Source organism: Bacillus sp. SYZHCR11 (assembly GCF_057196865.1).
The window spans coordinates 326,405-350,409 of sequence record NZ_JBXUND010000003.1; the positions used below are offsets into that span (position 1 = coordinate 326,405).

Below are 24,005 nucleotides of genomic sequence, written 5' to 3' on the forward strand. Positions count from 1 at the left end.
TCGAGTAGAATACATACGAATCTCGAGTGACGGATATGAGTACGCCGAAGCCCTGTTTAAGAGAGAAGCTCCGATACGCTGAAAGGAGCTTCAGCAGAAGATCGGCCGAAGCTAATCCTGAGTGCAGTTAAAGGCTGCCGCAATCCTGCGTTACGGGATGAAAGGTGACAGGCCTTTTTCGGCCTGTAATCAGGGTGGTACCGCGAGACAGCTCTCGTCCCTGTGTGAACGCATGGTTTGCATAGGGAGAGAGCTTTTTTGCTGTCGCAAAAGAGAATTTCGGGTAGTGATAAGGAGGAATATAGATGAAACACTTAACTTCTGCTGAAGTGCGTCAAATGTTTTTAGATTTCTTTAAAGAAAAAGGCCATGCCGTTGAACCGAGCGCCTCATTGGTTCCGCATGAAGATCCGTCTTTACTGTGGATCAACAGCGGCGTTGCGACGCTGAAAAAGTACTTTGACGGCCGCGTTGTGCCGGAGAATCCGAGAATTGTAAACGCGCAAAAATCAATCCGCACAAATGATATTGAAAATGTGGGGAAAACGGCGCGCCACCACACGTTCTTTGAGATGCTCGGAAACTTTTCCATCGGTGATTATTTTAAAGAAGAAGCCATCACGTGGGCATGGGAGTTTTTAACGAGCGAAAAGTGGATCGGCTTTGATCCGGAGCTGCTGTCTGTAACAGTTCACCCTGAGGATGAAGAAGCTTATACGCTATGGGCGGAAAAAATCGGCGTTCCGGAAGAAAGAATCATCCGTCTGGAAGGGAACTTCTGGGATATCGGCGAAGGCCCGAGCGGACCGAATACGGAAATTTTCTATGACCGCGGCGAGAAATACGGCAATGACCCGTCAGATTCTGAATTGTATCCGGGCGGCGAAAATGACCGCTATCTTGAAGTATGGAACCTGGTATTCTCAGAGTTCAACCACAACCCGGACGGCACGTACACACCGCTTCCGAAGAAAAACATTGATACGGGCATGGGGCTTGAACGGATGGTCTCCGTGATTCAGGATGTCCCGACAAACTTTGACACTGATTTGTTTATGCCGATTATTGAAGCAACAGAGCGCATTTCCGGAGATGCTTACGGAAAGGACGCAATGAAGGATACGGCCTTTAAAGTGATCGCCGATCATATCAGAACGGTCGCATTTGCGGTAAGCGACGGAGCTCTGCCGTCAAATGAAGGGCGCGGGTATGTACTGAGACGCCTCTTGCGCCGGGCGGTGCGATACGCGAAAACCATCGGTATCAGCCGTCCGTTTATGTACGAGCTGGTACCGACTGTTGCAGGAATTATGGACGCTTTCTATCCGGAGGTGAAAGAAAAGCAAGAGTTTATCGCCAAAGTCATCAAAACGGAGGAAGAGCGCTTCCACGAAACATTAAACGAAGGTCTGGCTATTTTATCTGACGTGATAAAGAAAGAGAAGGAAAAAGGCAGCGGCATCATCTCCGGAAAAGACGTATTCAAACTGTACGATACGTACGGATTCCCGGTTGAATTGACGGAGGAATACGCGGAAGATGAACAAATGAAGGTTGACCATAAAGGCTTTGAAGCCGAAATGGAAAAACAGCGTGAACGGGCGAGAAATGCGCGCCAAGATGTAGGAAGCATGCAGGTGCAGGGCGGCGCATTGCGCGACATTACCGCAGAAAGCACATTTGTCGGCTACAGTGCCGTAAAAGCTGAAGCGAAGGTGATCGAACTTCTTCATGACGGGCAATTAATCAGCGAGGCGCATGAAGGGGATACCGTCCAAATTCTTCTTGACAAAACGCCTTTCTATGCTGAAAGCGGCGGACAGATCGGTGACAGAGGAGTGCTGAGAAGCGAGCAGGCTGTCGTAACCATTAAAGACGTGAAAAAAGCTCCGAACGGCCAGCATGTACACGAAGGCACGGTGGATAGCGGCACGATTCAAAAAGGCGCAAGCGTGACGGCTGAAGTTGAAGATCAAATGAGAAGCGGTGTGGTGAAAAACCATACAGCAACCCACCTTCTGCACCAGGCGCTGAAAGACGTTCTCGGCACACATGTCAACCAAGCGGGTTCACTCGTTACCGAAAATCGTCTGCGTTTTGACTTCTCTCATTTCGGTCAAGTGACGAAAGAAGAACTTGAACGCATTGAAGGAATCGTCAACGAAAAAATCTGGGAGAGCATTCCGGTAGCGATTGATTTGAAACCGATCAATGAAGCGAAAGAAATGGGCGCGATGGCCCTGTTCGGCGAGAAATACGGCGATATCGTCCGCGTCGTACAAGTCGGAGATTACAGCCTGGAGCTTTGCGGCGGATGCCATGTCACGAATACGGCTGAAATCGGCCTGTTTAAAATCGTATCCGAATCAGGGATCGGCGCAGGTACGCGAAGAATCGAAGCCGTAACAGGAAAAGGCGCTTATCAGGAAATGAACAGCCAGCTCAGCCTTCTGCAGCACGCTGCGGATGAGCTGAAATCAAACGTAAAAGACGTACCGAAGCGAATTCAGTCTCTTCAAGCGGAGCTGAAGGAAGCGCAAAGAGAAAATGAATCATTGCTCAGCAAACTTGGCAATGTGGAAGCCGGAGCCATTCTGTCTAAAGTAAAAGACATCGGCGGCGTAAAAGTGCTGGCTGAAAAAGTAAATGCGAAAGACATGAACCACCTTCGCACTATGGTGGATGATCTGAAAGCGAAGCTCGGTTCTGCGGTCATCATTCTCGGCGCCGTGCAAAACGAGAAAGTCAACCTTTCAGCAGGCGTAACAAAAGACCTGATTGAAAAAGGCCTTCACGCCGGCAAAATGGTCAAACAAGCGGCTGAAGTCTGCGGAGGCGGAGGCGGAGGCCGTCCGGACATGGCGCAGGCCGGCGGAAAGCAGCCTGAAAAATTGGAAGAGGCGCTCGCATCTGCGGAAGATTGGATAAAATCCGTTTTATAATCCTTTCAACTAGTGTAGAATGATGATAAGATGAGGACCTCAGGCTGAACTTTGCCTGCGAATTTGGGAAAGAGGTGCAAAACGGTGAGCTCGTTTGATAAAACGATGAAATTTAATTTCTCCGATGATTCTGCTGAAACAAACGTCGAAGAAGTGCTGATTACGGTATATGATGCGCTTCAGGAAAAGGGGTACAATCCTATCAACCAGATTGTCGGATACTTGCTGTCTGGAGATCCTGCATACATTCCTAGGCATCGCGACGCCCGGAACTTAATTCGCAAACTGGAACGTGACGAATTAATCGAGGAATTGGTAAAATCCTATCTAGAACAGCATAAAGAGGCGTAAATACATTCATGAGAATATTGGGACTTGATCTTGGAACGAAAACACTCGGCGTAGCTTTAAGCGATGAAATGGGCTGGACCGCTCAGGGCATTGAGACGATAAAAATAAACGAGGCTGAAGGAGATTACGGTCTGGACCGTTTATCCGAGCTGATGAAAGACTATAATGTAGAGAAGATCGTGCTCGGTTTTCCGAAAAACATGAACGGGACGATCGGTCCGAGAGGCGAAGCCAGCCAAACATTTGCGAAACTGCTTGAAACAGCGTACAATGTCCCTGTTGTGCTGTGGGACGAGCGTCTGACGACGATGGCGGCTGAAAAAATGCTGATCGCGGCTGACGTCAGCAGGCAAAAACGAAAAAAAGTCATTGATAAAATGGCGGCTGTCATGATCCTTCAAGGATATCTGGACAGTTTAAACTAAGAGGTGAAAGAAATGGAACACGGCGAAAAACATATTACAATTGTCGATGATCAAGGCAACGAACAGCTTTGCGAAGTGCTGTTCACATTTGAAAACGACACATTCAACAAATCTTACGTACTTTATTATCCGATTGATGCTCAAGACGATGATGAAATCGAAATTCACGCTTCAAGCTTCGAACCGAACGAAAACGGTGAAGACGGCGAACTGATGCCGATTGAAACCGATGAAGAGTGGGAAATGATCGAAGAAACGCTGAACACGTTTTTAGCGGAAGAAGACGAAGAATAAAATGAACGGAAAAAGCCGGAGCGCATATGCGCTTCGGCTTTTTTTTGTAATAAATTGCCGAATGCACATGAATCATGTAGTATAAGAGCTGTTGGGAGGAAAATACTTGTATGAATATCAATCAGACTAAAAATTCATTTCCGCGTAAAAACAAAAAAACAACGATAATACTGTCCTCCGTGATTGCTCTGCTTATCATCATTTGCGGTGCTTTTTTCTATGGAAAATCTCTGCTGTCCCCGGTTGACAAAGGCAGCAAAACGGCAGTCAATATTAATATTCCGAGCGGTTCTTCCGTTTCGGCAATCGCTGAAATTCTTGAGGATCAGCATGTCATCAAAAGCAAAAAAGCATTTCAGCTGTATGTGAAGTATAAAGGCGCTTCCGGGTTTCAGGCGGGATTTTACCACCTGAATAAAGGAATGGATGCGGATGCGATTATCAAAAAACTGACCGCGGGATCAACGGGATATGCCTTTCAGATCTCCGTTCCTGAAGGAAAACAGCTTACACAGATTGCGGATGCGATCGCAAAAGAAACATCATATTCAAAAGAAGAGATCATGGCAAAACTGGATGACAAAACATTCATCGGCAAACTGAAAAAACAGTTTCCTGATACAATAACGGACGCACTTTCAAACAAGAAGCTCAAGCATCCGCTCGAAGGCTATCTGTATCCGGCCACATATCCGTTTAATGATCCGGATGCATCGCTTGACACGATTTTGACGGCAATGGTTCAGGAAACAAACACCCGTGTTGAAACGTATAAATCTGAACTGGAAAAAAAGAAACTTTCCGTCCATAACGCGCTGACGATGGCATCGCTTATTGAAGAAGAAGCCACCGCCAAAGCCGACCGTCACAAAATCGCCAGCGTTTTTTACAACAGGCTTGCAGAAAAAATGCCGCTGCAGACTGACCCGACGGTATTATATGCGGCCGGTAAGCATAAAAGCCGGGTCTACTACAAAGACCTGAAAATTGATTCTCCGTTTAATACGTATAAACATAAGGGGCTGCCGCCGGGACCGATTGCAAATGCCGGTGATTCATCATGGGAAGCGGCTCTCCGCCCTGACAAAACGGATTATCTCTATTTCCTTGCAAAATCAAACGGCGAGGTTGTTTTCACGAAAACATTAAAAGACCATAATAAAGCGAAGGAAAAGTATATTTCCAAAAAAGACAGCGAATAAAAGGAGGGCAAAAGCTCTCCTTTTATTCCATTCTGAAAGGTTTTATGATAAAATATATCGGGTTGTTTACTTATGGATAAAGAAGTGTCTTAAGAGAGTGTCCCCGCGGATTCGTCAGGGGCACTCCTTTTTAGAACGGAGGCTGTTTGCCGTGAATGATCGGTATGAACAAATAAACGAGTATATAAACGCGATGCTGAAGCCTCGGCCTGATAAAGTGAAAAAGCTTGAAGCCTATGCAAAAGAGCACCATGTTCCGATTATGGAAGAAGCGGGTATTGAAGTGCTGCTTCAAATGCTGTCGATTCAACAGGCGAAAAACATTTTGGAAATCGGCGCGGCAATCGGATATTCCGCCATACGGATGGCGCTTGAGCTTCCGGATGCGAATATTTACACGATTGAACGGGACGACAAACGCTATGAAGAAGCTGTGAACAATATAAAAGACTTTGAAATGGAAAACCGGATTCGCGTAATGCACGGGGATGCGCTGGAACTTTCTGAGTCTGTCCGTGTCACGGCTCCTTATGATGCCATTTTTATCGACGCGGCCAAAGGCCAGTACACGAACTTTTTTGAGCTCTATGAACCGATGCTTGCGCCGGATGGAGTCATTTTTACAGACAATGTTCTGTTTAAAGGACTGGTGGCACAAAATCACTCGGACATTGAGCCGAAAAGAAGACGGAAGCTTGTTGAAAAAATTGATCAATATAACCAATGGCTGATGAACCGGCCTGACTATCAAACGGTCATACTGCCGGTCGGAGACGGCATCGCCATCAGTAAAAAGAAGAGGTGAATGATCATGAAAAAACCTGAACTTTTGGTGACTCCGACTTCTGTACAGGATATTCTTCCGCTCATTCAAGCGGGCGCAACGGCCCTGTTAGTCGGAGAACAGAGATACGGCCTGAGACTGGCCGGTGAATTTTCAAGAGAAGATATAAAAGAAGCCGTAAAGACAGCTCATCAGGAAGGCGCGAAAGTGTACGCCGCCGTCAATGCTATTTTTCACAACGAAAAAGTGGACGAGCTGAACGGCTATCTTGCCTTTTTGCAGGAGGCCGGCGTTGATGCGGCTGTTTTCGGTGATCCGGCCGTTTTAATGGCGGCGCGTGAAGCGGCTCCCGATCTTAAACTGCACTGGAGCACGGAAACAACGGGTACCAACTACTATTCCTGCAATTACTGGGGACGCAAAGGTGCACGGCGGGCAGTGCTGGCTAAGGAATTAAATATGGACAGCATCATTGACATAAAAGAAAACGCCGAAGTTGAAATTGAAATTCAAATCCACGGCATGACGTGCATGTTCCAATCGAAGCGTTCTTTAGTGGGCCATTACTTCGAATACCAGGGAAAAGTCATGGATATCGAACAGAAGAAAAAAGAAGCGGGAATGTTTCTGCATGACAAGGAACGGGGCAATAAATACCCGATTTTTGAAGATGAAAACGGCACGCACATCATGAGCCCGAACGATGTGTGCATGATTGATGAATTAGAGGACCTGATGGACGCCGGCATCGATTCTTTCAAAATCGACGGAGTTTTGAAGTCTCCTGAATACTTAACTGAAGTGACCCGCATGTACAGAGAAGCAATCGATCTGTGCTTCGAAAGCCGAGAGACATACGAAGAGAAAAAAGAGAGCTGGATAGAGCGGATTGAAAGCATTCAGCCTGTGAACAGAAGCATCGACACAGGATTCTTCTTTAAAGAAACGGTCTATTAAAAAGGAGGGTGCAACGGATGACAGCCGTAAATCAAACCATTTCCAAAGTCATAAACGGAAAACGCGTCATTACGAAAAAACCTGAACTCCTTGCTCCGGCAGGAAACCTTGAAAAATTAAAAATTGCCGTTCATTACGGAGCGGACGCGGTTTTTATCGGAGGACAGGAATACGGACTCCGCTCAAATGCGGATAACTTCTCAATAGAAGAAATCGCAGAGGGCGTAGAATTTGCCAAAAAATACGGGGCAAAAATATATGTGACAACAAACATTTTCGCCCATAATGAAAATATGGACGGTCTGGAAGAATACTTAAAAGCGTTGGGAGACGCAAAAGTTGCCGGAATTATCGTCGCTGATCCGCTGATTATTGAAACATGCCGGAGAGTGGCCCCGGACGTAGAAATTCACCTCAGCACACAGCAGTCCCTTTCCAACTGGAAAGCGGTGCAGTTCTGGAAAGAAGAAGGGCTTGACCGCGTGGTGCTTGCCCGTGAAACGAGCGGACTGGAAATTAAAGAAATGAAGGAAAAGGTGGATATTGAAATCGAAACCTTTATCCACGGCGCCATGTGTATCGCTTATTCAGGACGATGCGTGCTGAGCAATCACATGACAGCCCGGGATTCCAACCGCGGCGGCTGCTGTCAGTCCTGCCGCTGGGATTATGACCTGTATCAGACAGACGGTGCAAACGCGGTCGCGCTTTATGACGAAGAAGACGCTCCGTTTGCGATGAGCCCGAAAGATTTAAAATTGATTGAATCCATTCCGCAAATGATTGAGATGGGTATCGACAGCCTGAAAATTGAAGGCCGGATGAAATCGATTCATTACGTTGCGACGGTTGTCAGCGTGTATCGCAAAGTCATCGACGCATACTGCGCTGATCCTGAAAACTTTGTCATTCAAAAAGAATGGCTGGATGAGCTGGACAAATGTGCAAACCGGGATACCGCGCCTGCTTTCTTTGAAGGCACGCCCGGGTATGAAGAGCAGATGTTCGGCGAACACGGAAAGAAAACAACATTTGATTTTGCCGGTCTCGTGCTCGCGTATGACGAGGAAACTCAAATGGTGACGCTCCAGCAGCGCAATTTCTTTAAACAAGGTGACGAAGTGGAATTTTTCGGTCCTGAAATCGACAATTTCACATTCACAATCGGCACTATTTGGGACGAAGACGGAAACGAGCTTGATGCTGCCCGCCATCCCCTGCAAATCGTTACATTTAAAGTAGACAAAAAGATTTATCCGAGCAACATGATGAGAAAGGGGAAGTAATCACCAATGGGTAAGAGTCCTGTAGTTATAGGCATCGCAGGAGGTTCCGGATCAGGAAAAACAAGCGTCACCCGTTCCATCTATGAACAGTTTAAAGGACACTCGATTTTAATGATCCAGCAAGACCTTTATTATAAAGACCAAAGCCATCTTCCGTTTGAAGAAAGGCTGAACACAAACTATGATCACCCGCTCGCATTTGATAATGACTATTTAATCGAGCATATTCAAGAGCTTTTGAATTACCGGCCGATAGAAAAGCCGATTTATGATTATAAGCTGCATACGCGTTCTGAGGAAACCATTCCGGTTGAGCCGAAGGATGTCATTATTCTGGAAGGCATTCTCGTTCTCGAAGATAAAAGACTTCGCGACCTCATGGATATGAAACTTTATGTCGACACGGACGCGGATCTCCGTATCATCAGACGGATTATGAGAGATATTAACGAAAGAGGCCGTTCAATCGATTCTGTCATTGAGCAGTATGTGTCCGTCGTCAGACCGATGCACAATCAGTTTGTTGAACCGACGAAACGCTACGCGGACATCATTATTCCGGAAGGCGGACAAAACCACGTCGCAATCGATCTGATGGTCACGAAGATTCAAACGATCCTTGAACAAAATGCAATTTTGTAATACCATAGCATAGACATAAATAACTCAGACCATATTATGTATAGGCTGGAAGGGAATGAGACAGTTCCCTTCTTTCCCTGTTTATAAACCGAAACATTTGCAGAAAACACACATTCAGTTTAAGATAAACAGTACCTATATGGGAGAGAAGAACGAGGACTGCCCTGTGTTCTCATTCTTGATTTTTTCGTTTATGCTCTCATACATAATCACACGTTATTGTTGAGGGACAACCACCAAGGAGTGAAGGAACATGGCACAAGAAAAAGTTTTTCCGATGACTCACGAAGGAAAACAAAAACTTGAACAAGAATTAGAGCAATTGAAAACGGTTAAACGTAAAGAAGTAGTAGAGCGCATTAAAATCGCAAGAAGCTTCGGAGATCTGTCAGAGAACTCTGAGTATGATTCCGCAAAAGAAGAACAGGCATTTGTGGAAGGGCGCATCACGACGCTTGAAAACATGATCCGCAATGCGAAAATCATCGAGGACGACGGCGGTTCAAATGTAGTCGGTTTGGGAAAAACCGTATCATTCATCGAATTGCCCGACGGTGAAGAAGAATCTTACACGATTGTCGGAAGCGCTGAAGCTGATCCGTTTGAAGGAAAAATCTCAAACGACTCGCCAATCGCAAAAAGCCTGCTCGGCAGAAAAGTGGACGAAGAAGTGACAGTTCAGACGCCGGGTGGAGAAATGCTCGTGAAAATTGTGAAAATTTCATAAGATCCGTTTAACAATGAAACACCTCGTCCAAAATGTGGATGAGGTGTTTTTTATGATCGTATCAAAAAGGCTGAAAACGGCCGTGATTTGTTTTCTGCTCGTGTTTTTCTTTCTGCTTGCAAGGCTGGCTGAAATTCAGCTGTTTTTTACAGAATCTTTTTCAAAATCCAATATTAATCTGATTCAGGAAAGCGTCAAGCAGCGGACGGAAGAAGTCCTTATTTCAGACGGCCGCGGCTCTTTTCTTGATCGGAACGGCAAAGAACTGACCGGAAAAAAGCAGCCTGCCGTCATACTGTTTCCCTTTCTCGTGACGCAGGATTGGCCGGTTGACCGGGTATCAGACATTCTCGGAATGAAACAGGGGGAGCTCAGGCAGCTGCTGACGGAAGCAAAAAAACCGGTGATCCTGAACAGCAGAAAAATAAAACATTTGACGAAACAATCCGTGGCAAATATCAATTCTTTGAAATATCCCGGCATTTACGGCGTATATATGAAAGACAGCAAAGAAACAAACATAGCCGCTCATCTGTTGGGCGCGACAAACCAGGACCCTGAGCTTTTGAAAAAGAAATACCCCGGCAGGAAGGAACTGCCGATCACGGCAAAAATCGGGACAAGCGGGATGGAGCGGACGTTTGATGAGTTTTTACTGGCGGATCAGGACACAAAACTTTTGTATCATGTCGACGGAAGGGGAAACCCTTTATTCGGAATGGACGTCAAATATACGGCTGAAGCAAACGCGTTTTATCCGCTGCAAGTCAAAACCTCCATCGACCGCAATATTCAAAAAGCAATGGAAGATGTATTGAAAGACCGCGGGTTAAAAAAGGGGGGAGCCGTCCTTTTAGACATTGAAAAAAGCAGTGTGCTCGGAATGGTATCAAAGCCTGACGCCGACATGTCAAAGCAGCAGACACTGCAAAATTACATGCTGACGCCGATTTATCCGGGATCAGTGTTTAAAACGGTGATCGCCGCAGCCGCAATAGAACAAAACGAAGTGAAGCCGGGCACATCCTTTAACTGCAATCTCAACCTGTACGGAGAGCCGGGGGATGATAAAGGCACGCTCAGTTTTGGAGAAAGCTTTGCCCAAAGCTGCAATTATACGTTTACAAGTCTTGCGGAAAAATTGATCAAAAAAGATGATTCCGTTATTGAAAACATGGCGGAGAAACTAGGTCTCACACAGCGGGCGGGCTGGGAAGGCAAGCTGTACCGGGAAGACGGATTCAGGCAGCTGTATAATGAAAAAAGCGGGGTCATTTGGGGAGATGACAAAGACAAAACCGTAAAAAAAGCCGTCGCACAGACGGCGATCGGGCAAAAAAACGTGAAAGTCACGCCTCTTGAAGTCGCCAATATGATGGCGGCGATCGCGCGCGGCGGTGAGAAAAAACAAGTCAAAATCGCGGACAAAATTGAATACAAAAACAAAACGACGATGGCGTCATTCAAAGAACAGCCGTTAAAAGGGGAAAACATCGACAAATATACGGCGCAGCAGCTTCAAAAAATTCTCAGAGAAGTCGTCACCTCACCGAAAGGAACCGGCCGAAGGTTTCAGGATCTGCCGTATGAGATAGCAGGCAAATCGGGAACGGCCCAGACGGGAATGTTCACAAAAGAAAAACAGACGCTTTACCACAAATGGTTTGCGGGATACTTTCCCGCGGACAAGCCGAAATACGCTCTCGTGGTGCTGCACATGGACACGCCGGGGGATAAGGCTCTGACAAATACAGTGTTTTATGATATTGTTAAAAAGGTACATGAAAATGAAACAAATCAGACATAGAACAACCGCTCAGCCCATGTTAAAATATATGCTGAGCAAGAGGGATAAAGGAGTGCAGAATGATTGAGCAATAAACAATCTCGTTTTGAAAACCGTGATAAGCGCAGAAAAGCAAATATGGTGCTTAACATTTTAATTGCTATCGTATCTATTCTTATTGTCGTCGTTGCAGTCAGCCTCTTCATCAACAGTCCGTCGAGCGACGTGAGCGAAAAAGCGGACACGAGCCAGAAGCAGGAAACACCTGCATCAGGCAAGACGAAGCAGACATCGGATGAAGACATAAAAGACAGCAAAAAAGATACGGCATCAGACGATGACAAAAAAGATAAACAGGATAAGGACACATCTGATTCATCTTCAGACTCTGACAGCAAAAAAGACGATGATTCATCGAAAAGTGATGACAGCAGCAAAAAAGACTCTAATTCAAGCGATCCTTTTAAAGGAGCAAAAATAACAGAGGGCGGCTCATCAAGCGATGTCGAGAAAACAATTGTTAACCCAAAATGGAAAGCGGTCGGAACAAAGCAGACGGGAGAACATGCGGCGACGTATGACTCAAGCTCTGAAGACTGGTCCGAAATGCTTGACGCCATCTCTTACGCAACAGGCGTGTCAAAAGATCACATGACAGTGCTGTGGCTCGGAAACAATGGAAGCCCGCAAGATGCGAAGGGTAAAGTTTTAGACAAAACGAACGGCAAAAAGTATCAGGTCACCATCACTTGGAAAGACAAAAAAGGCTGGAAGCCGACAAAAGTAGAAACGTTAAAATAACCGCAAAAAAGCAGCTGATTATTCAGCTGCTTTTTTCTGTCATACGTCAGCTGAAAAATGCACCGACGCGCTGTAAAGGATTCTGCCGTCAACGGCCGTCACCTGATGGGATACAGAACGGACGCGAAGCATAATCGCCTGGTTGTTTTCAATCTGAACGTTTATTTTCTTTTCAAGCTCCTGCAAAGATGCCGCTTCGAAAAATTCTACTTTATCTTTGATTAAATCCAATTGAAAATTCATCAGTACAGATCCTCCTGATTTTTCTTCTGAGTCAATGAAAGTATAAGCCTTTCTGCCGTAATTGCGCAATAATCCCAAAGTATTTTAGTACCCTTCCATTCTTTTTTGTGATAGGATAGGAACTGTTCCACGATTAATCCATACTATACTCATAGGAATTATAAATTATGGAGAGTGAAAAATATGGGCCGTGAATTTATTCCATTATTTGAAGATTGGGCAGCGACTTATGATGCCACAGTGCACGGGGCAGACAAACAATACGCTGATGTTTTTAAAAGGTATGACAATATTCTTGACAGCATCGTCGCACTTTCGGGTTCTAACGTTTTAGAGTTCGGACCGGGCACAGGGAATTTAACGGCGAAATTAGCCGCCGCGAACAAAAAGGTGTTTGGTGTAGAACCGTCTCCGTCAATGAGAAAACTGGCGGCTGACAAGCTTTCTGACAAAGCCGTGTTCAGTGACGGAGATTTTCTGGAGTTTCCCGTTCCGCCTTTTCAAATAGATACCATCGTCAGCTCGTACGCCTTTCATCATTTAACCGATGAAGAAAAGCAAGCGGCTGTAAAGCAATATGGCACAATCCTTCAGAAGCATGATAAAATAGTGTTTGCCGATACCGTCTTTAAAGATCATGAAGCTTATGATGAAACAATTAAAAAAGCAATCCGAAACGGCTATCATCAATTAGCGGACGATTTAAAGACGGAACATTATCCGACACTTGGGACAATGAAAAACATCTTTTCAGAAGAGGGATTTGCCGCGCGGTTTACGCAGCAAAATGACTTTGTCTGGATAATGGAGGCGATTAAACGGTAAATCGAAGGGATTGTGTATAAATGAAACTGGCAGTCATCGGAGCAATGGAAGAGGAAGTTACGATTTTAAGAAGCAAACTGAAAGACGCAAAACAAGAGATGATCGCTCACTGTGAGTTTACGACTGGCAGCTATGAAGGCGTCGAAGTTATCTTGCTGAAATCGGGGATCGGAAAAGTCAACGCCGCGATCAGCACGACGCTTCTGCTTGACCGTTTCAAACCTGATTATGTGATTAACACAGGCTCAGCGGGCGGTTTTCATCATACATTGAATGTAGGCGACGTCGTCATCTCAACAGATGTCCGCCATCATGACGTGGATGTGACGGCGTTTGACTATGAATACGGACAGGTGCCGGGTCTTCCGGCAGCATACAAAGCTGATGAAAAGCTGATCAGTATTACTGAGGAAGCGGTTTCTGAACTGAACGGCATTCAAGTCGCCAAAGGCACAATCGCTACGGGAGATTCTTTTATGAATGATCCGAAGCGGGTTGAAGACGTACGCGCCAAATTTGCGGATTTGTACGCGGTTGAAATGGAAGCTGCGGCTGTCGCACAGGTGTGCCACCAGTTCAAAACGCCTTTTGTTGTCATCAGAGCTTTATCTGATATTGCCGGAAAAGAATCTGACGTTTCATTTGATAAATTTTTAGAACAGGCTGCCGTTCATTCAACTGAGCTTGTCCTGAATGTCATCAAACGAATTCACTAAGCGGGGGATTCTCGTTCTCCTCCGCTTTTCCAGGAGGAGGACACATATTGAACGTGATAACAGATATTACAGAACTGATCGGAAATACACCGCTGCTCCGTCTCAAGCATTTTGATATACCGGAGGGAACAGCGGTTTATGCTAAACTTGAGATGATGAATCCGGGCGGAAGCATTAAAGACAGGCTGGGCGGGATGCTCATTGAAGATGCGCTTCGCACGGGAAAGGTGAAACCGGGAGGCGTTATCATCGAAGCGACTGCCGGAAACACCGGGATCGGACTCGCTCTGTGCGCCATAAAGCATCAGCTTCGCGCCGTTTTTTGCGTCCCGGAGCATTTCAGCAGAGAAAAGCAGCAAATTATGAAAGCTCTCGGAGCGGACATCGTGCATACGCCGAGAGAAGAAGGTATGCAGGGAGCCATTCGAAAAGCGCTTGAACTGGAGAAAGAGATTAATAATTCTTATGCCGTTCTGCAATTTAAAAACCGAGTAAATCCATTGACTTACTATAAAACGATCGGACCTGAAATATGGAACGCGCTCGGCGGGGATATCCACACCTTTGTCGCAGGAGCGGGTTCCGGCGGCACCTTTGCCGGTACGGCAGCTTATTTAAAGGAGAAAAATCCTGCCGTCAAAACGGTGATCGTTGAACCGGAAGGCTCGATCCTGAACGGAGGAGAGCCGCATGCCCATAAAACGGAAGGCATCGGCATGGAGTTTATCCCGGATTATATGGACGAGAACCATTTTGACGCCATTTACACAGTGGAAGACGATACGGCGTTTTCGCTTGTCAGAGAAGCGGCCGAGAAAGAAGGCCTCTTAATCGGAAGCTCTTCAGGGGCGGCTCTTTATGCAGCGCTTGAAGAAGCGAAAAAAGCGCCCGCCGGATCAAATATCGTCACTATTTTCCCTGACGGCAGCGATCGATATATAAGCAAAAACATTTTTCAAGGAGGTCAGTAAGATGAAGAAAAAAACGCTGATGGTGCACGGAGGAATTACGGGAGATGAAAAAACAGGAGCGGTTTCCGTACCGATTTATCAAGTAAGCACGTACCGGCAGCCGAAAGCGGGCGAGCATACGGGTTATGAATATTCAAGAACGGCCAATCCGACGCGGACGGCGCTTGAAAGCTTAATTGCGGAGCTTGAAGGCGGCGCGGCGGGATATGCGTTCGGCTCAGGCATGGCTGCGATTACTGCCGTCATGATGCTGTTTGACAGCGGCGATCATGTTATTTTGACGGATGATGTATACGGCGGCACTTACCGGGTGATGACAGGTGTGCTGAACCGCTTCGGTATTGAAGCGGACTTTGTTGATACGAGCAGTGAAGAAAAAGTCAAAAAGGCCATTCGCCCGAATACGAAAGCCATTTATATCGAAACACCGACAAACCCGCTATTGAAAGTGACTGACCTCAAACTGATGTCTGACATCGCAAAAGAAGCGGGCGTATTGCTTATCGTCGATAATACGTTTTACACGCCGTATTTCCAGCAGCCGCTCAGCTTCGGCGCGGACATCGTGCTGCACAGCGCGACAAAATATCTCGGCGGCCACAGCGATGTCGTCGGCGGCTTAGTCGTCACGGCTGATAAAGAGCTCGGTGAAAAGCTTCATTATGTGCAAAACTCAACAGGCGGCGTTTTAGGACCGCAGGATTCATGGCTTTTAATGAGAGGCATTAAAACACTGGGACTCAGAATGGATGCCATCAATCACAGCGCCGGGAAAATCGCCGAGCTGCTTGAAGCGCATGATGCCGTTCAGACGCTCTACTATCCGGGATCAGCGAAACATCCGGGCCATGAGCTGACAAAAGCGCAAAGCTCCGGTTTCGGCGGAATGATTTCCTTTGATATCGGCAGCAGTGAACGCGTCGACGCGTTTTTAGAAAAATTGAACCTGTTTACAATCGCGGAAAGTTTAGGAGCGGTTGAAAGCTTAATCTCCGTGCCGTCCAGAATGACGCACGCTTCGATCCCGCGCGACCGCCGTCTTGCTCTTGGCATTACCGACGGGCTCGTACGGATCTCAGTCGGTATTGAGGATACTGAGGATTTAACGGCGGATGTGAAACAGGCGCTTGATTCACTTTTATAAAGAATGGATAGATTTACATTCTCTGTCGGCTGTCAGCTTGTATTATAATGTTGGTAGACTATAAAACTGGCAGGTGACCTTATATGGAGAAGAAAAGACTGAAATCATTAATAGAAGATTTTAAGCATTACGCATTTATTCTGCTTGCAGTCAGCACCTTCATTTATATCGGCGCGGTTCTTCCCGGACAAGGGCTGACTGCGGGCCAGAAAATGCTGATGTTTGTAACGGATTGTGCATTTTTAGCGGGCGCTTATTTCTGCGTTGACCGTTCACTTATTTATAAAAAGAGGCTGGAAGAGGCCGAAGAATAAAAAAAAGCCATTGTCTTTTGACAATGGCTTTTTCATTTCTTATTCAGACGGGGTTTCGCGTAATTCTTTTCCCATTCCTTTTAAAAACTGCAGCCCGAAGCCGAGCGCGCGGTTAATATCAGGATCACCGACGGCTTTCATCAGTTCAAACATACTGACTTTCCTGTCCTCTTTTAAAAATCTTTGCGCCTGATCCGTCCCGGCCATGGCGCTTTCTAAAAGTCTGCCCATAAATTCGGGATCAGCTTTTGACAGCGCGCCTCCCGCGGCCATCATCGTATTCAGGAGATTGGTGACAGGTTCCCGGGAAATCTGTCCGAGTGCGATTTTGGCAATCTCCTCTTTTGCCTGGAGCATATAGCCGGCGGCATCAAAAATGCCCAAGCCATTCAGCTCTGCCATAATGGACATCGTTTTCGCGACGGCTTCTTCATTTTCTGCGAGAAGCGTCTTCAGTTCTTCCAGTTTTTCAGCTTTCAGCTGTTCCTCTGTTTTCGTTTCTTTTTGAATTTCAGTAATTGGGCTTGCCATTATGTTTCCTCCTTTCCTTAATCAGTTAGGTGCACATAGCCCGGACGGTTCCATTTTCGCTGAGCTTCCACACCGTTTTGCGGATGACGTTTTTTGTTCCGCGGATTCGTTTTCGGAAGCGGCGGTGTATCACAGGAACCGAGCACTTCCATGCGGACTTTTGTCTGTTTATAGGCAGGTGTATGTGTCCGTGAATCATACGCAGGCCCGGTCAGGAAATTAATCGCAGAATCTTTATCTGTAGAGTTCATCGGCAGATAAAGCTCATTTGCGCGGACACGGTCTGTCACAAGCGCATTCAATTTAACCGCCCCAAAAGGAGAGACGAGCCGGATCATTGTTCCGTCGCAAATTCCGCGTTCAGCCGCGAGCTCCGGCGATACTTCAACAAATACATCCGGCACTTTAGACTGAATGCCCTTCGATTTGTTTGTCATGTTTCCTTCGTGGAAATGTTCAAGCATCCGTCCGTTGTTAATATGCAGGTCATATTCTTCAGGGAATACGGCAGGCTCCACCCAATCGCTCAGCGCAAAACGGGCTTTTTTGTCCGGGAAGTTAAAGCCGTCTTCATAAAGAAGCGGAGTGCTTTCTCCCGTAAAGCTTCCCCACAGGAAGCTGTTCCAGCCGCTAAGAACGTCGTAGCTTGCTTTTCCGAACAGCGGAGAAAGGCTCGCCATTTCTGAGAAAATGTCGCTTGGATGCGTGTAATTCCAATCAGCGCCTAAACGATTGGCGACTTCCTGAATAATCCACCAGTCGGGTTTGGCATCGCCGAGTGTCGGAAGCGCCTGATACAATCTTTGTACACGACGCTCTGTGTTTGTAAATGTTCCGTCTTTTTCAAGAGATGGAACCGCAGGCAGGATGACATCCGCGTATTGCGCCGTTCTTGAAAGGAAAATATCCTGTACAACAAAGAAATCAAGGCTGGATAAAATGTCATGAACATGGTTGGCGTTTGAATCGACGAGCGCCATATCTTCACCGACGAGATACATGGCTTTCATGTTTCCTTCTTCAATCGCATGGAGCATTTCAATATTATCAAGACCCGGCTTGCCGTCGATTTCAACACCGTAAGCTTTTTCGAATTTAGCGCGTGCCTCATCATCGGTAATATGCTGATACCCCGGAAGCCAGCCTGGAAGAGTTCCCATATCGCAAGCGCCTTGAACGTTGTTATGTCCCCGCAGCGGATAAGCTCCGGCGCCCGGACGGCGGTAGTTTCCTGTGGCAAGCAGCAGGTTGGAAATCGCCGCTGATGTATCAGAGCCGCCTGTATTCTGGGTAACGCCCATGCCCCAAAGAACACAAGTGCCGTCTGCATCACGAATCATTTCGGCAATGCGGATGATCGTATCCTGAGAAAGTCCGGTGATGCGCTCCGCATATTCTAATGTATACTTTTTCAGCGTTTCTTTATAATCTTCAAAGTAGTTGACATTCTCATCAATAAACGCTTGATCGTGCCAGCCTTGGTCAATCATATATTTTGTCACTGCCATGAGCCAGACTTGGTCAGTCCCTTGTTTCGGGCTGATAAAGAGGTCGGACCGTTCAGCCATTTCATTTCTGCGCAGATCGGCAACAATTAATTTTTGTCCGTGCAGCTTATGTGCACGTTTCACGCGTGTGGCCAGAACCGGATGTCCTTCCGCCGGATTGGCGCCGACGATGAGCACGAGGCCCGCTTTTGCGATATCTTTAATTGTGCCGGCGTCACCGCCCATACCGACTGTGCGGAATAAGCCGTCCGTTGCCGGTGACTGGCAGTAGCGTGAACAGTTATCCACGTTGTTGGTTTCAAATACTTGACGCGCTAATTTTTGAATAACGTAGTTGTCTTCATTCGTAATTTTAGAAGAAGAAATAAAACCGACAGAACCATTTCCGTGTTCGGCCTTGATCGAACCGAGTCTTGAAGCGACAAGATCAAGAGCTTCTTCCCATGACGATTCAACAAATGCGCCGTTTTTCCGGATAAGCGGTTTTGTAATCCGTTCTTCCGAATTCACGAAGTCCCAGCCGAATTTCCCTTTCACACAAGTGGAAATCGCATTAACCGGAGCATCGGAAACAGGCTGAATTTTAAGGATGTCACGGCCTTTTGTCCATACTTCAAAAGAGCATCCGACGCCGCAGAACGTGCAGACTGTTTTTGTTTTTTTCGTCCGTTTATCGCGCATAGCCGCTTCCACTTCTGACACGGCGAAGATGCTTGTATAGTCGGGTTCAACATTTTTCACTAAATCAATCATCGGTTCCATGACATCTTCTTTTATTCCTGTCATAAATCCGGCTTGGCCGAGCATTGATTTTTCCATCAGTGCGTTACAAGGGCAGACAGTGACACATTGGCCGCAGCTGACGCAGGATGATTCATTAATGGCGACGCCTTCATCCCAAATGACCCGCGGGCGGTCGCGCTCCCAATCAATTGAAAGGGTCTCATTCACCTGAAGGTTTTGACACACTTCCACACATTGGCCGCAGGCAATGCATTGGTTCGGATCATAGCGGTAAAACGGGTGAGACATATCAACCGCGCACTTTGAATCATCTTTCGGCGTATACGGATATTTCTGATGCTCAATTCCCATCATTTCCGCTGTATTATGCAGTGTGCAGTTGCCGTTGTTGTTATCGCATACCGTACAGTAAAGCAGGTGATTCTCGAGCAGGCGGTCCATGGCCTCTGTCTGAGCCTCTTTTACCCTTCCCGACGTAAGCGAGATGGACATCCCGTTTTCTGCAGCCGTGGAACAAGAGCGCTGCAATTTCCCGTTTACTTCAACAATACAGGTGTCACATGTTTGAATCGGATCTACTTCCGGTACATGGCATATTTGCGGAATCTCAATTCCGTTTTGGTTTAAAATATCTAAAATCTTAGACCCCTCTGGTGTTTCATACTCCGTGCCGTCAATTTTGACACGGATAGACTGAACGTCTGTCACTTCCAATTCCCCTCCATCTTTTAAACTCGAAAAAAAGCCATGCACATAGATACCGGCCTCCTGTCCGGAGAACGGTATAAATACGCATGGCGGAATAGTTCACTAGCAAGTCTTACTAACAGACCAATCCTATTTGTATAAAACGATAGACTCATAACACGTTTCCTATTACAAATCCATCTTCACTGCTTTTATTATAAGGTGATATTTATTATAATACAATACGAAAGGAAAACTTTAACCAGGTGAAATGTCACAAAGGGGAACCGGGAATGTCTTTCATAGGCTAAAATCGGAGGGGACAATATGTCTAAAAAAATTCATGAATTTAACGATATTATCCGGAAATTGCGCAAAGAATTATTTGGAAAGGGGCCGGAACGAATTCACACCGTTTTTGTGGATAACATGGCGGTATCAACGCTTTACGGCAATCTAAGCGCAAGTGAGCAGTTTATCGCACGCACGCCTGAAGGAAGAGAAATGGTTCATGCGGCGCGGACCAGCTTAATTCAGGAACTGTATTCAAAACAAACGCCTGACGGAATGGAAGAGCTCATCGGAGCAAAACTCGTGCATCTGTTTTCAGACATCAAGATCGAAGAGAATATTGCGGTGTCTGTATTTGTCTTTGACCGAACAATTGAAGAGCGCCGTGAAGAAATCAAAAGCTGAAAAAAATTCAATTGACACGAAATTGTCACATTTGATATGATATGAACTGCCTGCAGTGGCTTAAGGACGAATTTTATGGAATGTGTGCATGATCTGTACATTTTCTATAGCTGATATTTTCATTCTGCTTGATATTGTTGTATGGGTATGCATACAAGTTAGGCAGCATTCAAACCCGTTTTAGACGGGCTGTTTGAATGCTGCCTTTTTTGTTAGGCGTCTTTGGAAACTGCGGGGCTGAAATGATAAATGGAGGGGTTATTATGGCTTTTCGTAAACCGGACGAAATAGCGGAGCTTGCGGTCGAATCAGGGGTAAAAAAGGTGCATTCACCGCTTTCAGCACTGATTGTATTAGGATTTTTGGGAGGAGCGTTTATCGCACTCGGTTATTTGCTTGATATCCGTGTCATCGGCGACCTTCCGAAAGAATGGGGAAGCCTGTCGAGTTTAATCGGGGCGTCCGTGTTTCCCATCGGATTGGTGCTCGTCGTTCTTGCCGGCGCGGAGCTGATTACGGGTAATATGATGTCGGTATCTATGGCGCTTTTTTCCAGAAGAATATCCGCCGGTGCATTAGTGAAAAATTGGGTGATCGTGACGTTGATGAATCTTGTCGGCGCACTGTTTGTCGCTTACTTTTTCGGACATGTTGTCGGATTAACCGAAACAGGACCTTACTTGGAAAAAACGATTGCGGTCGCACAAGGCAAATTGGATATGCCGTTTGGAAAAGTCATTGTTTCGGCGATCGGCTGTAACTGGCTTGTCTGTTTGGCCGTCTGGCTTTCTTTCGGCGCAGAAGACGGAGCCGGAAAAATCGCGGGTATATGGTTTCCGATTATGGCGTTTGTCGCGATTGGTTTTCAGCACGTTGTAGCCAATATGTTTATCATCCCGGCTGCGATTTTTGCAGGTTCTTTTTCGTGGGGTGATCTGATTGGCAATCTCATTCCGGCCTTTATCGGGAATGTAATCGGCGGGGCAGTGTTTGTCGGCCTTATTTATTTTATTGCATATTCAAAAAAAGATCAGAAAAAGCAAGGGATGAAAAGAGTTTCCTGAGGTAAGAAAGATGCCGGAAAACACGGACAATTGAAGCGGAATGCCAGCACATTTTCCGTCCAAATCTTGAAAAAAATGTTTACAAAATGGAAGCTGATGGATATACTTACAAAGTAAGAAAAAAGCAAAGGGAGGTTGAATCACATGACGACTTTAAACGGCAATCAAAATTTACAATTGAACCGATTCAGCCTGTGGAAGAGTTCGTGTCCTTCCTTAACCTCTGCCCGTCAAGCACGTTAATTTCGGAGTATCAGGACATTCGCAGCTCCCCGCAGGGAAAGAAGCACGTCTTCTTTTGTCTGCGGATTTAGTCTGCCCGCAGCGCATATGAAGTTTGCTGCGGGTTATTTTCGCTTGTGCGGATATTGAAAGGGGGTGAGCGATAATGACCATTAATCTTTTCTTTTTAACACTGACCATTTCAAAGCGTTTTAAAAGTGCGGAAGAGTATGAACGAGAACAGCAGGTCGAAGAGTTTTATAATGAAGCGAAAGAACGCCAGCTGAAACACTTTTATATGAACTGAACGGACACGAAGGGCCAAAACGGAGGAGAAGGAGGAGATCATCATGTTCAGAATTGAACTGCTGAATCATTACACAATGGAGAAGGACCAGGTTTAGCGAGGATGTTGCTGTCACGTCGCAGACGGCCTGCATACCATGGTAAAGAAAGAAAAATTGGTAAGCGGGTGATAGCATGCAAGGCGGTCAGAACAGAATTCCATCCATCGGGCACGGGTATGCGTCAATGCCCCATTCATTTAAACACGGCTACGGCAACCCGTATCGCCGGCAGAGAATGGCGGCGCTTTCCCGGCAGACAAGATATATAGCACCGTATTATTGGTACTAGAGCAGGCGGAAAACCTACGTTTTCCGTCTTTTTTTTATGAAAACAAATATAAATTTCAAATAAATCGAAACGTTCATGAAGAGAAGTGCGTCTAGTTAGTACCTCATACTAATACGAGGTAATATTATTTCTGAATAATAAATCACAGGAATGGAAAAGCGGGTGTTATACAATGTTGCAACATACATCTTCAGCATTAAAACGAATGCGCGCGAAATACTTTGCTGCATCAGAACCGGCAGAGTCAGTCATTCAGCAAATCTTGATGGACATACAGGAATACGACCGCATTTTGGAAATCGGGACCGGAAACGGCTCAATGTTTAAACAAATCATCGGACAGCTTGAAAAGGGCAGTCTTAAAAGCATAGAAACATCGAAACGTAAAATACGGAAAACACAGCGCGCAAACCGTTCGGTTATAAAAGCCGGGCGCGGAAACATTCAGCAGGGGAGGCCTGAAAGCTTACCGTTCCGCGATCGCAGCTTTCATAAAGTTTTCTCATTACATACTGCTGAAACAGTCAGCGATTACAGGACAGCATGTAAAGAAGTGTACCGCGTTCTTCAAATTGACGGGTGTTTCTATATGGTTTTGAAACCTTCGCGGATGAGTGAGAAGGATGTGATTGAGGTGCTCTATGATCAGCATTTCAGAGACATTTCAGTTGTCAGCAGAGATTCGTTCCATTTTATTACTGCCATTAAATAGAATATTTCTTGGGAAATAAAAAGAGCTGCTTAAGTCACTGCAGCTCTTTTTGTGAAATTGGGCATATTTCCTTATTTTTGGTTATTTCACATCTATTTTATATTAAAAAAAGTTTTTTTCTTATACAATGGTAATCAGATGACCGTACATTTTAAATATTTTGAACAAACGGAATGAATATTCATTCCGCATCTGGAAAGGGGGATGAAATGACAGCTTCAAACAAGGTTGAACTCATTATGAAAGCGTCGCTTACTTTGTTTACAGATAGAGGATTTGACGCCACGACGATTCCGATGATTGCCGCTCAGGCCGATGTCGGAACCGGCACAATCTACCGTTACTTTGACAGTAAAGAGACACTTGTGAACGTACTGTATCAGGAAAGTGCGCAGCGTTTTATGAAAAAAGTCAAAACGGACTTTCAGGGTATCTCTGTAAGAGAAGGGTTTCATCACCTGTTTTATTGTCTGATTGATTTTACGAAGGAAAGTGAGTATGCATTGTTTTTTCTTGAAACGAATAAGGACGCCTACTTTCTGAATGAAACGAGCCGTAAGCTTCTTGATGAAATAACACAGATGCTTGACGTCTTTTTTCAGCGCGGCAAGTCTGAAGGTGTGCTCCGCAATCTGCCGTCCAATGTGCTGATGGCGCTGCTGCTCGGGGCATATCTCAAACTCTATCAGCTTATCCGGACGGGAAGCGTCGAAATAACAAAACCGTTTCTGAAAGAACTGGAACAATGTTCTTGGGATGCCATCAGAACTCATTAACTATTCGCCGAAGGAAGGA

Annotated in this window: 26 protein-coding genes and 1 other annotated feature; of the genes, 23 read left to right on the forward strand and 3 right to left on the reverse strand. The window is 45.9% G+C overall.

Features of this window, described 5'->3' with window-relative positions; translation table 11 throughout:
• The first annotated feature begins 17 nt into the window (after nt 1–17).
• Nucleotides 18–225, forward strand: a binding site (T-box leader).
• An 80-nt stretch (nt 226–305) separates the two neighbouring features.
• The 12 genes from alaS (at nt 306) to AC2CGA_RS13495 (ending at nt 12,197) form a co-directional block, all read left to right on the forward strand.
• A complete protein-coding gene (gene alaS, locus AC2CGA_RS13440) occupies nt 306–2,942 on the forward strand; it encodes an alanine--tRNA ligase (protein ID WP_003152748.1) in 2,637 nt (878 codons plus the stop codon).
• A gap of 84 nt (nt 2,943–3,026) precedes the next feature.
• The gene (locus AC2CGA_RS13445) at nt 3,027–3,293 is read left to right on the forward strand and encodes an IreB family regulatory phosphoprotein (RefSeq protein ID WP_003152749.1); all 267 of its coding nucleotides are present in this window, start codon (nt 3,027–3,029) and stop codon (nt 3,291–3,293) included.
• Nucleotides 3,294–3,301: 8 nt separating this feature from the next.
• A complete protein-coding gene (gene ruvX / locus AC2CGA_RS13450; protein ID WP_003152750.1) occupies nt 3,302–3,718 on the forward strand; it encodes a Holliday junction resolvase RuvX in 417 nt (138 codons plus the stop codon).
• Nucleotides 3,719–3,730: 12 nt separating this feature from the next.
• Nucleotides 3,731–4,012 (forward strand): DUF1292 domain-containing protein, encoded by a 282-nt coding sequence (locus AC2CGA_RS13455; RefSeq protein WP_003152751.1) that lies wholly within the window; start codon nt 3,731–3,733, stop codon nt 4,010–4,012.
• Between the two features lie 110 nt (nt 4,013–4,122).
• Nucleotides 4,123–5,214, forward strand: coding sequence for an endolytic transglycosylase MltG (gene mltG, locus AC2CGA_RS13460; RefSeq protein WP_069473520.1), 1,092 nt, complete (start codon nt 4,123–4,125; stop codon nt 5,212–5,214).
• A 151-nt stretch (nt 5,215–5,365) separates the two neighbouring features.
• Complete coding sequence (locus AC2CGA_RS13465; protein WP_046559912.1) at nt 5,366–6,019, forward strand: O-methyltransferase; 654 nt, start codon at nt 5,366–5,368, stop codon at nt 6,017–6,019.
• Nucleotides 6,020–6,025: 6 nt separating this feature from the next.
• Nucleotides 6,026–6,955, forward strand: coding sequence for a peptidase U32 family protein (locus tag AC2CGA_RS13470; protein WP_003152757.1), 930 nt, complete (start codon nt 6,026–6,028; stop codon nt 6,953–6,955).
• Between the two features lie 17 nt (nt 6,956–6,972).
• Nucleotides 6,973–8,241, forward strand: coding sequence for a peptidase U32 family protein (locus AC2CGA_RS13475; RefSeq protein ID WP_052586372.1), 1,269 nt, complete (start codon nt 6,973–6,975; stop codon nt 8,239–8,241).
• Nucleotides 8,242–8,247: 6 nt separating this feature from the next.
• Nucleotides 8,248–8,883 (forward strand): uridine kinase, encoded by a 636-nt coding sequence (udk, locus tag AC2CGA_RS13480; RefSeq protein WP_003152763.1) that lies wholly within the window; start codon nt 8,248–8,250, stop codon nt 8,881–8,883.
• 253 nt (nt 8,884–9,136) lie between these two features.
• On the forward strand, nt 9,137–9,610 hold the full coding sequence (gene greA / locus AC2CGA_RS13485) for a transcription elongation factor GreA (RefSeq protein WP_003152766.1): 474 nt from the start codon (nt 9,137–9,139) through the stop codon (nt 9,608–9,610).
• Between the two features lie 52 nt (nt 9,611–9,662).
• Nucleotides 9,663–11,417, forward strand: coding sequence for a peptidoglycan D,D-transpeptidase FtsI family protein (locus AC2CGA_RS13490; protein WP_015387957.1), 1,755 nt, complete (start codon nt 9,663–9,665; stop codon nt 11,415–11,417).
• 63 nt (nt 11,418–11,480) lie between these two features.
• Complete coding sequence (locus tag AC2CGA_RS13495) at nt 11,481–12,197, forward strand: YrrS family protein (RefSeq protein WP_058906204.1); 717 nt, start codon at nt 11,481–11,483, stop codon at nt 12,195–12,197.
• 39 nt (nt 12,198–12,236) lie between these two features.
• On the opposite strand, the gene AC2CGA_RS13500 is transcribed toward AC2CGA_RS13495, so the two are convergent.
• Nucleotides 12,237–12,440: a YrzA family protein gene (locus AC2CGA_RS13500; RefSeq protein ID WP_003152771.1), complete on the reverse strand. Its 204-nt coding sequence runs from the start codon at nt 12,438–12,440 to the stop codon at nt 12,237–12,239.
• Nucleotides 12,441–12,623: 183 nt separating this feature from the next.
• On the opposite strand from AC2CGA_RS13500, the gene AC2CGA_RS13505 reads away from it, so the two are divergent.
• The 5 genes from AC2CGA_RS13505 to AC2CGA_RS13525 all read left to right on the forward strand — a co-directional run bounded on the left by AC2CGA_RS13505 (nt 12,624) and on the right by AC2CGA_RS13525 (nt 16,410).
• Nucleotides 12,624–13,265, forward strand: a complete 642-nt coding sequence (locus AC2CGA_RS13505) for a class I SAM-dependent methyltransferase (RefSeq protein WP_139885330.1) — start codon at nt 12,624–12,626, stop codon at nt 13,263–13,265.
• Nucleotides 13,266–13,285: 20 nt separating this feature from the next.
• The gene (mtnN, locus tag AC2CGA_RS13510) at nt 13,286–13,981 is read left to right on the forward strand and encodes a 5'-methylthioadenosine/S-adenosylhomocysteine nucleosidase (protein WP_003152774.1); all 696 of its coding nucleotides are present in this window, start codon (nt 13,286–13,288) and stop codon (nt 13,979–13,981) included.
• A 47-nt stretch (nt 13,982–14,028) separates the two neighbouring features.
• Entirely contained in the window at nt 14,029–14,952 is a 924-nt protein-coding gene (locus AC2CGA_RS13515) for an O-acetylserine dependent cystathionine beta-synthase (RefSeq protein ID WP_095318421.1), read from the forward strand.
• A 1-nt stretch (nt 14,953) separates the two neighbouring features.
• Nucleotides 14,954–16,096 carry a bifunctional cystathionine gamma-lyase/homocysteine desulfhydrase gene (locus AC2CGA_RS13520; RefSeq protein ID WP_003152778.1) on the forward strand — a complete coding sequence of 381 codons (1,143 nt, stop codon included), beginning with the start codon at nt 14,954–14,956 and terminating at the stop codon, nt 16,094–16,096.
• Between the two features lie 83 nt (nt 16,097–16,179).
• Complete coding sequence (locus AC2CGA_RS13525) at nt 16,180–16,410, forward strand: YrhC family protein (protein ID WP_003152779.1); 231 nt, start codon at nt 16,180–16,182, stop codon at nt 16,408–16,410.
• Nucleotides 16,411–16,449: 39 nt separating this feature from the next.
• Here the strand turns inward: AC2CGA_RS13525 and AC2CGA_RS13530 are convergent, their stop codons facing one another.
• The gene (locus AC2CGA_RS13530) at nt 16,450–16,941 is read right to left on the reverse strand and encodes a helical membrane plugin domain-containing protein (RefSeq protein ID WP_003152780.1); all 492 of its coding nucleotides are present in this window, start codon (nt 16,939–16,941) and stop codon (nt 16,450–16,452) included.
• Nucleotides 16,942–16,958: 17 nt separating this feature from the next.
• On the reverse strand, nt 16,959–19,901 hold the full coding sequence (fdhF, locus tag AC2CGA_RS13535; RefSeq protein WP_088005506.1) for a formate dehydrogenase subunit alpha: 2,943 nt from the start codon (nt 19,899–19,901) through the stop codon (nt 16,959–16,961).
• Nucleotides 19,902–20,207: 306 nt separating this feature from the next.
• Here fdhF and AC2CGA_RS13540 point away from each other — a divergent pair, with 306 nt between their 5' ends.
• From AC2CGA_RS13540 to AC2CGA_RS13565, 6 genes are all read left to right on the forward strand, one after another.
• Nucleotides 20,208–20,576, forward strand: a complete 369-nt coding sequence (locus AC2CGA_RS13540; RefSeq protein ID WP_003152783.1) for a Na-translocating system protein MpsC family protein — start codon at nt 20,208–20,210, stop codon at nt 20,574–20,576.
• Nucleotides 20,577–20,839: 263 nt separating this feature from the next.
• On the forward strand, nt 20,840–21,640 hold the full coding sequence (locus tag AC2CGA_RS13545; protein ID WP_007408225.1) for a formate/nitrite transporter family protein: 801 nt from the start codon (nt 20,840–20,842) through the stop codon (nt 21,638–21,640).
• A 388-nt stretch (nt 21,641–22,028) separates the two neighbouring features.
• Nucleotides 22,029–22,169: a YrzI family small protein gene (locus AC2CGA_RS13550; protein WP_003152787.1), complete on the forward strand. Its 141-nt coding sequence runs from the start codon at nt 22,029–22,031 to the stop codon at nt 22,167–22,169.
• Nucleotides 22,170–22,342: 173 nt separating this feature from the next.
• The gene (locus AC2CGA_RS13555; RefSeq protein WP_007408227.1) at nt 22,343–22,498 is read left to right on the forward strand and encodes a hypothetical protein; all 156 of its coding nucleotides are present in this window, start codon (nt 22,343–22,345) and stop codon (nt 22,496–22,498) included.
• Between the two features lie 172 nt (nt 22,499–22,670).
• Nucleotides 22,671–23,210, forward strand: a complete 540-nt coding sequence (locus AC2CGA_RS13560; RefSeq protein WP_015387964.1) for a class I SAM-dependent methyltransferase — start codon at nt 22,671–22,673, stop codon at nt 23,208–23,210.
• Between the two features lie 209 nt (nt 23,211–23,419).
• Nucleotides 23,420–23,986, forward strand: a complete 567-nt coding sequence (locus AC2CGA_RS13565; RefSeq protein ID WP_003152789.1) for a TetR/AcrR family transcriptional regulator — start codon at nt 23,420–23,422, stop codon at nt 23,984–23,986.
• The last annotated feature ends 19 nt before the right edge of the window (nt 23,987–24,005 follow it).